12 protein-coding genes and 1 riboswitch are annotated in these 13,831 nt (G+C 69.6%); of the genes, 5 read left to right on the forward strand and 7 right to left on the reverse strand.

What is annotated here, in order from left to right:
* A riboswitch (cyclic di-AMP (ydaO/yuaA leader) is annotated at positions 1 to 139 on the reverse strand.
* 108 nt (positions 140 to 247) lie between these two features.
* The 3 genes from OHA72_RS07810 to OHA72_RS07820 form a co-directional block, all read right to left on the reverse strand.
* Positions 248 to 1,081: a LamG-like jellyroll fold domain-containing protein gene (locus OHA72_RS07810; protein WP_327007171.1), complete on the reverse strand. Its 834-nt coding sequence runs from the start codon at positions 1,079 to 1,081 to the stop codon at positions 248 to 250.
* A gap of 91 nt (positions 1,082 to 1,172) precedes the next feature.
* Entirely contained in the window at positions 1,173 to 2,216 is a 1,044-nt protein-coding gene (locus tag OHA72_RS07815; protein WP_327007172.1) for a hemolysin family protein, read from the reverse strand.
* Positions 2,209 to 3,537 (reverse strand): hemolysin family protein, encoded by a 1,329-nt coding sequence (locus tag OHA72_RS07820; protein WP_327007173.1) that lies wholly within the window; start codon positions 3,535 to 3,537, stop codon positions 2,209 to 2,211. Before OHA72_RS07820 ends, OHA72_RS07815 begins: the two co-directional genes overlap by 8 nt.
* A gap of 170 nt (positions 3,538 to 3,707) precedes the next feature.
* On the opposite strand from OHA72_RS07820, the gene OHA72_RS07825 reads away from it, so the two are divergent.
* Positions 3,708 to 3,941, forward strand: a complete 234-nt coding sequence (locus OHA72_RS07825; protein ID WP_327007174.1) for a hypothetical protein — start codon at positions 3,708 to 3,710, stop codon at positions 3,939 to 3,941.
* A gap of 49 nt (positions 3,942 to 3,990) precedes the next feature.
* Here the strand turns inward: OHA72_RS07825 and OHA72_RS07830 are convergent, their stop codons facing one another.
* On the reverse strand, positions 3,991 to 6,135 hold the full coding sequence (locus OHA72_RS07830) for a (Fe-S)-binding protein (protein ID WP_327007175.1): 2,145 nt from the start codon (positions 6,133 to 6,135) through the stop codon (positions 3,991 to 3,993).
* Positions 6,136 to 6,363: 228 nt separating this feature from the next.
* A complete protein-coding gene (locus OHA72_RS07835) occupies positions 6,364 to 6,648 on the reverse strand; it encodes a cell division protein CrgA (protein ID WP_203849388.1) in 285 nt (94 codons plus the stop codon).
* 130 nt (positions 6,649 to 6,778) lie between these two features.
* Here OHA72_RS07835 and OHA72_RS07840 point away from each other — a divergent pair, with 130 nt between their 5' ends.
* From OHA72_RS07840 to OHA72_RS07855, 4 genes are all read left to right on the forward strand, one after another.
* Entirely contained in the window at positions 6,779 to 7,588 is an 810-nt protein-coding gene (locus OHA72_RS07840) for a DUF881 domain-containing protein (RefSeq protein WP_327007176.1), read from the forward strand.
* A 79-nt stretch (positions 7,589 to 7,667) separates the two neighbouring features.
* On the forward strand, positions 7,668 to 8,801 hold the full coding sequence (locus OHA72_RS07845; RefSeq protein WP_327007177.1) for a class E sortase: 1,134 nt from the start codon (positions 7,668 to 7,670) through the stop codon (positions 8,799 to 8,801).
* Positions 8,802 to 8,805: 4 nt separating this feature from the next.
* On the forward strand, positions 8,806 to 9,087 hold the full coding sequence (locus tag OHA72_RS07850; protein WP_327007178.1) for a hypothetical protein: 282 nt from the start codon (positions 8,806 to 8,808) through the stop codon (positions 9,085 to 9,087).
* Positions 9,088 to 9,096: 9 nt separating this feature from the next.
* Entirely contained in the window at positions 9,097 to 9,741 is a 645-nt protein-coding gene (locus OHA72_RS07855) for an aminodeoxychorismate/anthranilate synthase component II (RefSeq protein WP_327007179.1), read from the forward strand.
* Positions 9,742 to 10,314: 573 nt separating this feature from the next.
* Here the strand turns inward: OHA72_RS07855 and pknB are convergent.
* Both pknB and OHA72_RS07865 read right to left on the reverse strand, forming a co-directional pair.
* Entirely contained in the window at positions 10,315 to 12,039 is a 1,725-nt protein-coding gene (gene pknB, locus OHA72_RS07860) for a Stk1 family PASTA domain-containing Ser/Thr kinase (protein WP_327011496.1), read from the reverse strand.
* Positions 12,040 to 12,104: 65 nt separating this feature from the next.
* Positions 12,105 to 13,829 (reverse strand): serine/threonine-protein kinase, encoded by a 1,725-nt coding sequence (locus tag OHA72_RS07865; protein WP_327007180.1) that lies wholly within the window; start codon positions 13,827 to 13,829, stop codon positions 12,105 to 12,107.
* Between the last annotated feature and the right edge of the window lie 2 nt (positions 13,830 to 13,831).

Below are 13,831 nucleotides of genomic sequence, written 5' to 3' on the forward strand. Positions count from 1 at the left end.
TGCTCCTTCTTCCAGCCGCCTACCGGGTTAGCTGACGGGTTCGGACGGGAAGTTCGTCCTACCGCGACCTCGTCGCGGATTCACCCCAGATGGCGCAGGTGGGTCCCCGGTTCAAATTTCGACTCGGCGGTGCCGTCTGGCGCACCCGTGCTGGGCGCGGACATCCATACGACCGGAAATCACGGTATGGCGAGCGCTCCCAAGGGGCAAGTCAGTGCGCGATTGTTGTCTGATTTGGCCCGAAAAGTCACGCAGGCTTCGTGACGAACACATCATCAATTGCACCGACGAACTGGTCGTTGTTCGCGCTGGTCCCCTTGCCGCCAATACAGAGTGGATCCGAGTTCACTATGGACAGTGACGAAGGAATGGTTGATCGGCCCTTGAGCTGGCCGTCCACAGCCACCGTGAGCAGCGCGTCACTGCGTGAACACTCAACCCGGTGCCACCGCCCGTCAGCCACGGTCAGCGATGCGAGTGCTACGTAAATGGTAGGTCCGGAAGTGCCGACAATCACACAACTGGGGTGCCCGGCGGCGCCATCCACCTGCAACTTGAACTGACTGTCACCAACCGAGAACCCTTTTTGGATGACATTGGCGCCCTTGGAAGTCTCATCGGGTGCGACGAGCACACTTGCGCCATACGTGAACGCACCCTGTCCCGGATTGAGGAAATCCGCGGGGCCACTCTGCAGGATGGCACGTGCACAACTCTCCGCACCGTAATGCTCACATGGCTCGGGGAATCGCACCGCGAGTCCGCCGCCGTGCGGGACGGCCGACAGCTCGCCGCCGGCCTTGCGGACCCGGAGCGGGAGCCGCCCGCCGCCGTCCAGGACCTGACCCGTGATCCCGCCGTCGAAGGTGTACCGGACGGTCACCGCCGGATGCGCACGCTGACCCGAGGCGGCGGAGGAGGGCGGCGCGGCCCCGCTCACGGCGGCGGCAGTGGACGCGGCCCCGGCGGATGGAGAAGCCGGCGACGCGTCCTCGGCGAGACCGGTGCTGTCGGTGGACGGGCCACGGTGCAGAGCCCAGCCGCCGGCCGCGACCATCGATGCGAGCGCAACAAGAAGCATGAGCCGTCGCCGGCGGGGCCACGTACGCATAACCGGACATTATGCCGAGCAGCGCACCGCGGAAGTCGGCGAAACGGGGCGCCGCAACCCGTTAGAGGGACGCCGGCGCCGCGCGATCGTCGTCGGAAAAGGCCTGGCCGACGACGGCCGTGAGGACGTCGTCCAGGGTGACCACGCCGATCGGCACGCGGCCGTCGCTGACGAGCACGATGTGCTGCCGCTCGCGGCGCATCGCGAGCAGCAGCTCGGCGAGGGTCCGCGTCGGCGGCACGATCCCGAGCGGGCGGATCAGGTCCAGCGGGATCGGGGCGCGCCGCTGCGGGCCGACGAACCCGATGACGTCCTTGACGTGCACGAAGCCCAGCACGCGCCGGGACGCCCGCTCCACGACCGGGAACCGGGACCGGTTGGTGCGGGTCGCGAGGACCTCCAGCGACGCCGGGGAGACGTCTTCGGCCACCGTGGTGATCTCCGACCAGAGGCGCAGCGCGTCCCGGGCGGTGCGCTGGCTCAGCGCGAGGGCGCCGGTGATGCGGGCGTGCTCCTCGGGCGCGAGCAGCCCCTCCGTGGTGGCCTGGGCGGCGAGCCCGGCGAGCTCCTCGGCGGTGAAGACGGTCTTGACCGAGCCGGTCGTCTCGATCCGCCACAGCGACAGGATCGTGCGGGACGCCCACTTCATGGCGACCAGGACCGGCTTCAGCGCCATGCAGAACGCCAGCATCGGCGGGCCCAGCCACAGCACCGCCCGCTCCGGCGAGGCGAGGGTCAGGTTCTTCGGGACCATCTCGCCGACCACGGTGTGCGCGAACACGACCACGCCGAGCGCCAGGATGAAGGCCACCGGATGGATCAGCTGCTCAGGGACGTGCAGGGCCTCGAACGGGCCCTCGAGCCCGTGCGCCAGGGCCGGCTCGGCCAGCGCGCCCAGGCCGAGGGAGCAGATCGTGACGCCGAGCTGGGCGCCCGCGATCATCAGGGGGATCTCGTTCATGGCCCGCAGCGCGGTGCGGGCGCGGCGGGACGTGGCGGCCATCGGCTCGATCACGGTGCGCCGCGACGCGATAAGCGCGAACTCGCTCGCGACGAAGAAGCCGTTGCCCAGCAGCAGCGCGACGGTGATCAGCAGCTCATTCATCGTAGGGCTCCGGTCGCACGACGCGGACCTGCTCGATGCGGCGCTTCTCGACCTCGACCACGGTGAACTCCCAGCCGTCCTCCTTCCAGATCTCCCCGACGGCGGGGATGCGGCCCAGGCGGGCCATCAGGAAGCCGGCAAGCGTCTCGTAGGGGCCTTCGGGCATCCGGAAGCCGGTCACCTCGGCCAGCTCGTCCTCCCGCAGCACGCCGTCGACGAGCATCGTGAGCTCGTCGCCGGGGGCGGTCAGGTCGGGCATGCCGTGCGCGGTGGTCGGCTCCTCCTCGATGTCGTGCTCGTCGACGATCTCGCCGACCAGCTCCTCGACCAGGTCCTCGACGGTGACGACGCCGTCGGTGCCGCCGTACTCGTCCACGACGATCGCGAAGTCGGAGCCGCTGCGGCGCAGTGCCTTGAGCACGCCGTCGAGGTCGAGGCTCTCCGGCACGAACACGGGCTCCCGGGCGACGGCGCCGACCTTCGTGGTGGGCCGGCGCACCGGTGGCACCCCGAGCGCGTCGGTGACCGTGACCACGCCGGTGACCTGGTCCAGCGTCTGCACGTAGACCGGGAAGCGGCTGTACCCCGTCTGCACCGACGTGGCCAGCAGGTCCGCGACCGTGGCGTCGGCGCGCAGCGAGATGACGTCGACCCGCGGGGTCATCGCCTCGGCGGCCCGCTTGTCGCCGAAGCGGATGGTGCGCTGCAGCAGCACCGCGGTCTCGCGCGGCAGCGCCCCGGCCCGCGCCGAGATCGCGGCGAGCAGGCCGAGCTCCTCGGGTGAGCGGGCGCTGGCCAGCTCCTCCTGCGGCTCGACGCCGAACCGGCGCACGACCCAGTTGGCGGAGTCGTTGAGCAGGCGGATCAGCCACGAGAACAGCTTGGAGAACATGCGCTGCGGGCCGGCGGTCGCGCGGGCGACCGGCATCGGCTTGGCGAGCGCGGCGTTCTTCGGGACCAGCTCGCCGAACAGCATCGACAGCAGCGTGGCCAGGATCAGCGCGGCGACGTGGGCCGCGCCCTTGGTCATCGTGCCGAACACCGGCTTGAGCAGCGGCTCGAAGATGTGCGCCAGGGCCGGCTCGGCGAGATATCCCGCGAGCAGCGCGGTGATGGTGATGCCGAGCTGGGCGCCGGACAGCTGGAATGACAGCTCACGCAGCGCGATCCGGACGGTCCGCGCCTTGCGGTCGCCGGCGCTGGCCTGCTGCTCGATTTCGGCCCGGTCGACCGTGACCAGGGCGAATTCGGCCGCGACGAAGCCCGCATTCGCCGCGGTGAGCAGCGCGAAGGCCAGCAGGGGCAACAGTGTGGTGAACACGCGCGCGCGACGATCCCTTCCAGGTGACAGCCGATTGTTCCACGTGAACCCACGCTCCGCCGACGGCGGCCGGTCCGGCATCGAGAGGCGTAGATCACCCTCCCTCTTTCGGGGACTTCTCGCCTCCCCGACCAGCGCGGATGCTGTGGAAACGACACAGGGAGGGCGGAATGGGAGCGGCACTGATCGGTGTCTGCATAGCAGTCATAGCCGGGTTCGCCGCCGGCAGCGCGAACACCCAGGCCAAGCGGGCCAGGCTGGACTACACCCGCACGAAGGCTCTCGTCCCGGGCGCGCGAAAGGCCGCGTGGTCGGAGAGCCTCCGAGGCTTCCGTGTGATTGCGACGGCCGCGGCGGTACTGGTAGCGCTGGCGATGGCGATGAACGTCATCGGGCAGCGCTGACTCCGACGCCTCCGAAGCTAGAGTAATAAGTCCGTTTTGTCAAAGAAAGTCACGAGGAGAGTGACCGCAGCAGCACCGACGCCACGTCCACGACCTCGACGTCGTCCGGCGCCGCACCGGCGGCCTTCTTGCCGGTGACGCCGTCGCCGAGCATCGTCAGGCAGAACGGGCACGACACGGCGACGGTCTTGGCACCGGTGGACAGCGCCTCCTCGACCCGCTCGACGTTGATGCGCTTGCCGATGCGCTCCTCCATCCACATGCGCGCGCCGCCGGCGCCGCAGCAGAACGAGCGCTCCGCGAAGCGGTCCATCTCCACCAGCCCGGCGTCCTCGGACGGCGCGGTCGAGGCGACCGCCCCGAGCACCTCGCGCGGCGGCGCGAAGACGCGGTTGTGCCGGCCCAGGTAGCAGGGGTCGTGGTAGGTGATGGAGCCTTCCAGGGGCTGCACCGGGGTCAGCTTGCCCGAGGAGACCAGCTGCGCGAGCAACTGCGTGTGGTGGATAACCTCGAAGTGCCCGCCGAGCTGGCCGTATTCGTTGGCGAGCGTGTTGAAGCAGTGCGGGCAGGTCGCGACGATCTTCTTGACGCCGGCCTCGTTGAGCGTCTCGACGTTCTGCTGCGCCAGCATCTGGAAGACGAACTCGTTGCCGATGCGGCGGGCCGGGTCACCGGTGCAGGTCTCGCCCTGGCCGAGGATCGCGAACGACACGCCGGCCTCGTTGAGCAGGGTGGCGACGGCGCGGGTCGTCTTCTTCGCGCGGTCCTCGAAGGCGCCGGCGCAGCCGACCCAGAACAGGTACTCGAAGTCGCCGCCGTCGGCCACGTTGGGCACCGTGAAGTCCAGGCCCTTGGTCCAGTCCTCGCGGGTCGACTGGGCCGCGCCCCACGGGTTGCCCTTGTTCTCCAGGTTGCGGAGCATGACCCCGGCCTCGGTCGGGAAGTTCGACTCGATGAGCACCTGGTACCGGCGCATGTCCACGATGTGGTCGACGTGCTCGATGTCGACCGGGCACTGCTCGACGCAGGCGCCGCAGGTGGTGCACGACCACAGCACGTCGGGGTCGATGACGCCGTGCTCGTCGACGCCGCCGATGAGCGGCCGGTCCTTCTCCGCGAGCGCGAGGACGTCGACCTTGGCCAGCGCCTCCTCGCTGGCCGACGAGCCGCCGGCCAGCAGGTAGGGCGCCTTGGCGTAGGCGTGGTCGCGCAGGCTGAGGATCATCAGCTTCGGCGAGAGCGGCTTGCCGGTGTTCCAGGCCGGGCACTGCGACTGGCACCGCCCGCACTCGGTGCAGGTGGAGAAGTCGAGCATGCCCTTCCACGTGAACTGCTCGACCTGCGCGACGCCGAACTGGTCCTTCTCCGGGTCGGCCTCCTCGAAGTCGAGCGGCTTGCCGTTGCTCATCATCGGGCGCAGGCCGCCGAGGCCGGAGCCGGCGCGGCCCGGGTTGCGCTTGAAATAGATGTTGAAGAACGCGAGGAAGCGGTGCCAGGCGACGCCCATCGTGATATTGCTGGCGATCACGATGACCCAGGCCATCGAGACGATGATCTTCGCCATGGCGATGAGACTGACCGCGGCGGCGCTGGCGGGCAGCACGGCGCCGAGCGCGTGGCTGACCGGCGCGGCCCACACGGGCCATTCGAGCGTGTCGTTGGCGGCTTTGAAGCCGCGGATGAAGAAGCCGCAGAGCAGGACCGCGAGGATCGTGTACTCGACGTAGTACGCCTGCCACATCGTCGACCCGGCGAATCGGGAGCGCCGGTTCGGGTTGCTGGGCAGGTTGCGCAGCCGGATGCCGATCAGGACCAGGATGCCGATGAACCCGAGCACGCCGATCCACTCGGTGACCAGGCCGTAGACGTTCCAGGCGCCGATCAGCGGCAGGCCGTGATCCGGCACGGCGACCTCGAAGTACGCCTCGAGGACCAGCGACGAGAGCGCCAGGAACGCGATCATGACGAACCAGTGCGCGGCGCCGACGACGGTCCAGCGCAGCATCCTGGTGTGGCCGAGGGTCTCGGCGAGCATGGTCTTGAGCCGCAGGCCGCGGGAGTCGCCACGGGACGGGTCGGGTTGGCCGAGCCGCACCACGGAGATCATCCGGCGCACGGTGCGCACGACAAGCACGGTGGCGACGACGGTGATCGCCGCCGCGACACTGGTCGCGATGATCTGCACTGGGCCCATGCCGATGCCTCCAACGCCGCTGGTCCTTCAGGAGACCTTAGTCCCCCCGGTTACCCATGAGTAACGTGAAGTTTGTCGCAGCAAACGCTAGGACATCCATGCGCAACACTTGCAGCTGACGCGGCAAGTTGTGACGGATTCGCGGCACCGGCAGTCGGCTGAGAGCGCCAAGAAGCCCCCTCGACACGTTGGTGCGCCGAAGGGGCCCAGGCTGTGGAGCTAGCTAGATCAACGCCACTTGGAAAGCACACCAAGCGACGCCACGAGGAACCCGAACCCGATGGCCAGGTTCCAATACTGCAGCTTGGCAACGGCGGAGAACGCATCCACGTCGAAGAAGCCCTGCGTCAGGTAGTAGGCGACCAACCACCCGATGCCGATCACGATGAAGCTCACCGCGAGGATCGGCACCCAGACCGGACTCGGACGGCGCTTGGCGGCCACCGTCTCCTGTGGGCGCAACTCCGCCGGCGGCGTGTACACCTTCTTCTTACGAACTGTCGACTTCGGCACGGCGCTCTCCTGGAGGGGTCGTCTGGCCAACACTATCCACGTGACGCCGCCACCTCCGCCAGCGTCGGCCTGAATAATGTTCTACGTCTAGCGTAGTCAAGTCGGCACGCGTCTGCGGGGAGGGGTCGTGGTGGAGTACACATCAGGCGAATCCTCATGGCCTCGCGCCCTGCGCAGGCTCGGTCGCGCTATGCTGCCACGCCGCCGCAAGGACCGGCGTTTGGGCTGGTCAGCGGCGACACCGGTGGTGTTCGGCGCGGCCGGGCTGCTCTTCTCGCTGACCGCCGCCACGGCGCACGGCACCGACCTGCGCGACGACCGCCGGCCCGAGCTGACGAATCTGATCGCTGAAAGAAAACAGGAAATTGCCACGTCCCGCGCCAGGGCCGCCCGGCTGCGCGGCGAGATCGAGGCGCAGCAGCAGGGGCAGGCCGGCGCGGACACCGCGGTCGACGAGCAGCGCCGCCGCGGCGAGAGCCAGCTGGCCGCCGCGGGCCTGACCGCCGTGCACGGCCCAGGCGTCGTCGTCGTGCTCAACGACGCACCCAGGCGGCCCGACGGCAGCCGTCCCGCCGGCGCCCGCCCCGACGACCTGGTCGTCCACCAGCAGGACGTGCAGGCGGTGGTCAACGCCCTGTGGGCCGGCGGCGCCGAGGCGATGACCCTCATGGGCGTCCGGGTGATCTCCACCAGCGCGGTACGCTGCGTTGGCAACACGCTGTTGCTCGATGGTCAGGTGTATTCACCCCCGTTCGAGATCGCCGCGATCGGCGACCAGGCGCGCCTCCAGCGCTCGCTCGACGAGACGGAGGGAGTTGCCCTGTTCAGGGACGCCGCGGACAATTTCGGCCTGGGCTACCAGGTGCGGATGGAGGCAGACGTGCAGGCGAAGGCCTATGACGGCTCCACCGCGCTGCGGTCAGCGACGACCGGTTCCTGACCATGAGCGGGCCACAGCGGAGCGAGGAGCCGCGAATCATGGGCGCAGATCGGCTCGGGCCGACGCCTGAGGCGGCGGTATGAGCAGCGACTCACACCGCCCCCGTCACCGCGCGCTGGACCAGGACGACATAGCGACCCGGGTGATTCCCCGCTTCCGCGACGACCAGCCACCCCCGCCCCTGTCCCCGTCCCCGGAGACCGGCGCCGCCCCCGCCGAAGCCCCCGCTGAGGCACATTCCGCCCCTGCGGAGACCAGCAGCGCCCCTGCCGCCTCTGCGCCCCCTGCGGCCCCTGCGGACACCACGGCCTACATCCCGCGCTTCACGGAGCAGGCCGACGCCACCACGGTGCTGCCGAAAATCCCGGCAATGCCCGAAATTCGGCCGGAAACACCCCCAATTGCCACCCTTCAGGATGAACCGGAAGCGACTCAGGAGCCTGACACCCCAAAGGGTGTCAAGGTCGTCCCGTTGCGGCCGGTCCGCACCCAGGAGGGTTATCGCAGCGTGTACTCCGAATACACGAGGACCACATTCGGCACGGTCGTGCGTGCGGTGAGCCGGGGCACCGGCGAGCTGCTCATCACGTTCGGGCTCATCGTGCTCCTCTTCGCCGGCTATGAGGTCTGGGGCAAGTCGGCGATCGTCGAGGCGCACCAGGACGAGCTCAACCGTCAGCTGGAGCAGCAGTGGGCGCAGCCCGGCTCCGACCCCACGGTGTCGCCGTCCGGCCCGCCCAGCCCCGTCGCGAAGCCCGCCAACGGCGCGGTGATCGCGTCCGTTCACATCCCGCGCCTGAAGAAGAAGTGGGCCGTCGTGCAGGGCGTGACCCCTGCGGACATCCGCTACGCACCGGGCCACTATCCCGACACCGCGCTGCCGGGGCAGATCGGCAACTTCTCGATGGCGGCGCACCGGACACCGGCGATCTGGTGGGACCTCGACCAGCTCAAGCCCAACGATCCGGTGGTCATCAAGACCGCCGACTCCTGGTACATCTACCGCGTGACCGGCCATGAGATCGTGCTGCCGACGGCGGTGCAGGTCGTCGCGCCGGTGCCGAACAAACCGGGTGTGGCACCCACGCAGGCACTGCTGACCATGACCACGTGCAACCCGAAGTTCAACAACTACCAGCGTCTGGTCGTGCACGCAGAGTTGAAGCGGACGCAGCCGGTCGCCGAGGGTGACCCCGTCGAGCTGAAGGGATAGCCGCGTGTACGCATGGATCTGGCGGCACATCCCGTTCAAGCAGTGGCAGCTCAAGGCGCTGGTCTCGCTGGTTCTCATCGGCGCGGTCGGCGCACTGCTGTGGTATCAGGTCTTCCCCGCCGTCGAGCCGGCCCTGCCGTTCGACGACGTGCAGGTGGAGACCACCGACCCGGCCGGCGGCCAGATGGAGCCGCCGTCGACCGCACCGTCGTCAACCGGCCCGTCCAAGCTGCCGTCCAAACTGCCCACCAAGACACCCTCCGCCCCCCAGGTCCTACCGAGCTAGGTGAGCCGATTGCGCGTCCTTGTCATCGACAACTACGACTCCTTCGTGTTCAACCTGGTCCAGTACCTGGGCCAGCTCGGCGTCGACTGCGACGTGCTCCGCAACGACGAGCTCACCGTCGACGAGGTCGGCGCGACGAAGCCCGCCGGCATCCTGCTCTCCCCCGGCCCGGGCACACCGGAACGCGCCGGGATCTGCATGGCCGTCATCGAGCGGTACGCGGGCCAGATCCCGATCTTCGGCGTATGCCTGGGCCATCAGGCGTTCGGTGCGGCCTTCGGCGCCACGGTGACCCGCGCACCGGAGTTGCTGCACGGGAAGACCTCCCTCGTCAGCCACGACGGCCAGGGCGTCCTGAGCGGCCTGCCGGACCCGTTCATCGCGACCCGCTACCACTCGCTCGCAGTGGTCGAGTCGACGCTGCCACCGGAGATCGAGGTGACGGGCCGCACCGAGTCCGGCGTGATCATGGCAATGCGCCACCGCGACCTGCCGATCGAGGGCGTGCAGTTCCACCCCGAATCGGTGCTGACCCAGGGCGGCCACCTGATGCTGGCAAACTGGCTGGCGGTCTGCGGCCTGCCCGCGGCCCTCGACCGCGCTCCGGAGCTCGTCGCCGAGGTAGAGGCTCGCCGCGTCGCCGCGTTCGCCTGACGCCGCTCTCGTAGCACCACGCCCCGGACGGCGATCTGCAACCCCGGCTCATGATCGAAGGACGACCGTGGCCGTCCGGACGACCATCCCGGTCCATCGATCATGCGCGGGGATGAATGGATCTTCGCGCAGGCAAGCAGGCGCTGCGATCTGGGCGATTGCCGGCGTTCGCGAAGCCAGCGACGGTGTTGTAGCACCGAATGATGCGCTCGACGGCGCTGGATCATGTGAGCGCGGACCCGGCTTGGCATCACCGCAACTACGGCACGGACGGTGACCGCGCTACCCGTCGCGCCGCCGCAGGCTGCGCGGAACCGAAGGCGTTGCTGTGGTCGCCAGCGGCGGCACCAGGCAGTCGTCAGTGAGGACCGCACGCCTGGGTGATCCCAAGTCCCTCATGGTGCCCAAGACCGCGACCGTCTGGTGCCATCTCTCGCGACCGAAGCCAAAGGGCGACAGCGAGAAGCAGACGACCCCGGTCCGGCAAGTCCCCTGTGCATAACCCTGTGGATAACTGCCGTGTTATCCACAGGGCACGCTCGGTGATTGGCCGAGAATCAACCCAAACCGGGACTAATTATTGGGTGAGGCGGTAACGCTCGGCTTCGGCGAGTTCGACGGGTTGGTCCCCGCCAGCACCCCGACCCGCAACGTGATCACGTCCGTCTTCATCAACGCCTTGCCCGTCGGCCGGTCCGCACTGATGATCAGACCGTCCTTGGACGGGTCGGTGATCTGCGTCTCCGTGGTCTTCGGCGTGGACGTGAAGCCGGCCGCCTCAAGGGCCGCCTGGGCCTGCGCGAGGGTCTTGTTCGCCACGTCGGGCATGATCGCCTGGTTGAACTTCGAGACGTACAGCGTGACCGACGAGTTCGGCTTCACCTGCTGGCCGGCCGGCGGGTCGGACTCGATGACCTCGTCCTTCGGCTGCGGGCCGTCCTTCGGCACCACGACGACCTTCAGGTTGAGGTTGGTCAGCTGCTGCTTGGCCACCTCCGCCTGCGAGCGGACCAGCGTCGGGATGGTCACCAGGGCGGGCTCGCCGCAGATGTCGTAGTCGACCTGCGTGCCCTCCTTGACCTCCTGGCCCTTCGCCGGGTGCTGCGAGATGACCGTGCCGGCCTTGCAGTTGTCGCTCGAGCCGGTGCGCGGGTCGCCCTCCAGCTTCAGCTGGCGCAGCGTCGCACCCGCCTCGGTCTGGGTCTTCCCGACCAGGTCGGGCACCGGGACCGTCGGCGCCTGGTTGGCCAGGTAGAGCCCGATCGACAGCGCCGCGATCGCGAGCAGGCTCAGCGCCGTGAGCGCGACGGCGATGCCGGTGGAGTTCTTGCGCTTCTGCCGCTGCGCGGCGCGGGCGGGCTGGCGCGAGGCCGGCGGCGGCCGGTAGGCGGTCTGTGCCGCCATCACGTTCGCCATCTCGTCCTCGGTCATGACCGGCGGCGCCGAGACCGGCCGGCCGGCGGCCGCGCGCATGACGTCGGCACGCATCTCGCCGGCGCTCTGGTAGCGGTTGAGCGGATTCTTGGCCAAGGCCTTGAGCACGACCGCGTCGATCTCGGGGGTCACGTCGCGGTTGCTGCTGCTCGGCGGCCGCGGGTCTTCCCGGACATGCTGATAGGCCACCGACACCGGGTTGTCACCGACGAACGGCGGATGGCCGCACAGCAGCTCGAAGAGCACGCAGCCGGACGCATAGACGTCACTGCGGGCGTCGACGGGCTCGCCGCGGGCCTGCTCCGGCGACAGATACTGGGCGGTGCCGATGACCGCGGAGGTCTGCGTCATCGTGGTGGCGCCGCTGGCCAGAGCCCGCGCGATGCCGAAGTCCATCACCTTGACCTGGCCGGTCTGGGTGAGCATCACGTTGCCGGGCTTGATGTCCCGGTGGATGATGCCGTGCCGGTGGCTGAACTCCAGCGCCGCGCAGATGTCGGCGGTGATCTCCAGCGCCCTGCGCGGCATGAGCCGGCCCTCGGCCGCGAGCACCTCTTTGAGGGTGCGGCCGTTGACGAACTCCATGACGATGTACGGGAGTTCCTCACCCGCCGGGCCCCGCTCGTCGCCGGTGTCATACACGGCGACGATCGCGGGGTGGTTGAGCGAGGCGGCGTTCTGTGCCTCCCGGCGGAACCTCAGCTGGAAGGTCGCGTCGCGGGCCAGGTCGTTGCGCAGGGTCTTGATCGCCACATCGCGGCCCAGGCGCAGGTCACGGCCCCGATGGACCTCGGCCATGCCGCCATAGCCAAGCAGCTCCCCGACCTGGTATCGGCCGCCGAGGAGGCGAGGCTGGGCGGTCATGTCGTGTCGTCCTTCGGTCATCGACTCTTACCTTGCCACGTCTTGCGACGAGAACCCATTCCGATCTAGCCCACCTTGACGCACTGGTTTCCGACGATCTGCGCCGGGGGTGTGCACGACGGCTTGGCGCCGGCCGCGGGCTGCGACGAGTTGCCGGTGGACGGGGACTCACCCGGGCCGGCTTCGTCCGTCGGCTCCGCGGTCGGCTGACCGGCGCCGGCCTGGTAGAACAGCGTCACGTCGCTGCCCGCGGGCACGTCGCCGCACGGCTGGACCTCCAGGACGATGCCCGGGATGCCCTTCTTGTCGTCCCGTGCGACCTGCTTGACGTTGAGCCCCTGCCGCTTGAACTGCGACACGACCTGGGCGCGGAGCTTCGGCGCGCCGCCCCACTCGCAGGACACCTTGACGGGCTTGCCGGTGCCCTTCGGCGAGGGCGCCGCGGACTGCGACGTCACCGCCACGGTCGGGCCGCCAGCGCCGGGGTCCTTCTTTTCGTCGCTGCCGCTCATGGCATACCAGATGCCGCCGACGCCGAGCAGCAGCACCAGCACCGCGGCCGCCGCACCGACACCGACCAGCACGCCGCGGTTGCCACCCTTGCCGTTGTTGGACGACGGCTGGTAGCCACCCGGCGCCTGGTAGCCACCGGTCTCGCCGGCGAAGTAGGCCGTCTCGTTGCTCGGCGGCGGGGGTACCCCTGCCGCACCGCGAGCCGCGTGCCCACCTGTGGCGACGCCCGGAGGCGGCGGGACCGCTCCGCCGGGCATGATCCGCGTGCCGCCGACGCCCGCGGCCGGAGACATGGGTGCGCCACCGGAGATCGGCGAGCCCAGCACCCCCGACATCGGTCCACCGGAGATCGGCGGGCCGGAGACCGGGGTGTACGCGACGGGCGAGCCGGGCGGGCCGACCGGTGACCCGGGCGGGCCGAGCGGCGCCGCCATCGGGATGCCGGGGCTGGCCGAGGTGCCACCGCCACCGGAGACCCTCCGCGCCGCCTGCGCGAGCGCGGCGGCACTAGGCCAGCGGGCCGCCGGGTCCTTGGCCATCGCGCGCTCGACGAGCTGCACGATCGGCTGCGGGATGTCGGCGGGCAGCGGCGGCGGCATGTCACGGACGTGCCGCATCGCGATCTGCAGCGGGTTGTCGCCCTCGAACGGACGCTGGCCGGACAGGCACTGGTAGGCGACCACGCCGAGGGCGTAGACGTCGGACAGCGGGGTCGCCTGCGCGCCGGAGGCCTGCTCGGGCGAGATGTAGGAGGCGGTGCCGAGCACCGAGCCGGCGGCGGTGAGCTGCGCGATGGCAGCCGACCGGGCGATGCCGAAGTCGGTGAGCACCAGCGTGCCGTTGGGCCGCACGAGCAGGTTGCCGGGCTTCACGTCACGGTGGACGATGCCCTTCTCGTGCGCGGCATGCAGCGCGTCGGCGGCCTGGGCGACCAGCGCCATGGCCCGTGCCGGGGTGAGCCGGCCGACCCGGGACAGGGTGCGGGAGAGCGCGTCGCCCTCCACGTACTCCATGATCAGGAAGGCGGTCCCGTTTTCGCTGCCGTAGTCATAGATGTCAACCACGCCGGGGTGGTTGATGGTGGCCATCGTGCGCGCCTCGCCGCGGAAGCGCTCGGCAAAGCCGGGCTCCTCCATCAGTGCGGACAGCAGCACCTTGATCGCGACCGTGCGGCCGAGCACCTCGTCGGTGCCACGCCACACGTCACCCATCCCACCGCCGGCGATGCGCTCGTCCAGGCGGTAGCGCCCACCCAACGTGGTGCCGGCGCTCAACATGT

This window comes from Dactylosporangium sp. NBC_01737, from assembly GCF_035963215.1.
Lineage (GTDB): Bacteria > Actinomycetota > Actinomycetes > Mycobacteriales > Micromonosporaceae > Dactylosporangium.